General features: G+C 58.9%; 2 protein-coding genes. Both read left to right on the forward strand.

From position 1 onward, the window contains the following. Window positions 1–193: hypothetical protein (locus tag G606_RS11340; RefSeq protein ID WP_034523245.1), on the forward strand; the 193-nt coding region annotated here is incomplete at its 5' end. Window positions 194–376: 183 nt separating this feature from the next. Continuing rightward, the gene (locus G606_RS0100410; protein WP_026644344.1) at window positions 377–1,372 is read left to right on the forward strand and encodes a restriction endonuclease; all 996 of its coding nucleotides are present in this window, start codon (window positions 377–379) and stop codon (window positions 1,370–1,372) included. Window positions 1,373–1,637: the final 265 nt, after the last annotated feature.

Consider the following 1,637-nt stretch of genomic DNA (forward strand, 5'->3'; position numbering starts at 1 on the left):
TGCGGTTTTGGAGATTGATAGGTGGGGTAGTCGCGCGAAATGCTATCGCTCAGCCGAGATGCATGCGGGATGCATGCCGGTGGTGCGTGAGATGGCGGGAAAAGCGACGCTCGGCGCGGCGGACGTCCATGGTGACGCACAACTATGGTTATGGTGTGCGTCTACGCTGACGCAGGTCTACGCCGCAGCATGATGACCACAGGTAAGCATCGGGAATCGGCGTAACATAGAGGGGCATCGGAGACAGTGCCCGGGCAATATAATCATCATATGAACGCATCGACGAACGCGGATACGGGCGGCGTTCCCATGAAGGGCGTCCAATGCTCTCCGAACGCCGAATACGCGGCATGCCCAGATACATCACAATGAAGGGATGAGCACAACGCCTGCACGGCGTACGCCCTACCAGCAGAACTCCATGACGGGAGCAGACACGATGATGAACTCAATATCCCCGCAGCTTCTACATTTCATCGACATAGCAATTGCCGTCATCGTCGCCATCGCTTTGGTGGCGTTGCTCGTCAAGCTGGTGCAACTGCTCATTCAGGAAATCCGACGCGACCGCTTCTACAGGGAATACGGCGTGGCCGTGACGAAATCCATGCGGATACGCAAAGCGAAGCGCCCCCATGTGCCGGGATCATTCGTTCTGGGATATCCGGTATGGAAAGCGGCCAAGCGCGATGGTACCCGTGACCGCCGTTCCAACGACACAGGCATCATTCATCAGCTGAGCGTCATACTCGTCGGCCAATGGAAGATCCTAGGTGACGATCCTTTCGCATCCTATGCTTTCGTGCGACAGCTGCGCGATGCGGGGACGCCGATCAGCTATTGCGCGGAGGAACAGGCGAAGCGAGATGCCGTCCTCGAACAGCTGCGCGCCCGGCGCACCGCCACCAGCATCGACGCCATCATCCAAAGATTCAGCATCAATCCTTCGGATTTCGAAGGCTTCTGCGCCGACTTGCTGCGCCAGCTCGGATGGCAGGCGCAGGTGACGTCGCCGACCCGGGACGGCGGCTTCGATCTCAAAATCCACAGTCCAAACGGGACGAGCTACATCGCCGAATGCAAATGCTACAACCCCAGACACCATATCGGGCGTCCGCTGCTGCAAAAGCTGCAGGGCGCCAACATGACGGAGCACGCGCAGGGTCTGCTCTTCATCACGACGAGCCGGTTCACGTCGGATGCGCTCGAGTATGCGCAGCAGGTCGGCATGAAACTCATCGACGGCGCGCAGCTTGTCCGACTTTGTCAGGAGGCGTTGCAGATACAGGGCGACATCCAGCCTTCCGAATCGTCTTTCATGCTCACCCGGGCGGACCTCATGCAGCACATCCCCGCCGATATGCGCGTATAGATCCCGTGGTCGGTGGCAGTCTCAAGGTGCAGTCACCCACATACTGCCGGGCAGTGGCTGTGGCGGCAGTTTTGAGGTGTGATTACCCTCAGACTGCTGCCAGTGGTGGCTGCAATGGCAGTATCGAGGTGACCCTACCGACAGACTGCCACCAACCTTTGGCACACAACCTGTGTAGGTCCGTGTCGGGTGGCGGTTCGCTGGTATCTCGGCTGGGAGGGTGCATTTTTCTTGCGGGTAGGCGAGTATGCCCCGCGGAATCATG

The sequence above is a fragment of the Bifidobacterium sp. AGR2158 genome, from assembly GCF_000424225.1.
GTDB classification, from domain to species: Bacteria; Actinomycetota; Actinomycetes; order Actinomycetales; family Bifidobacteriaceae; genus Bifidobacterium; species Bifidobacterium anseris.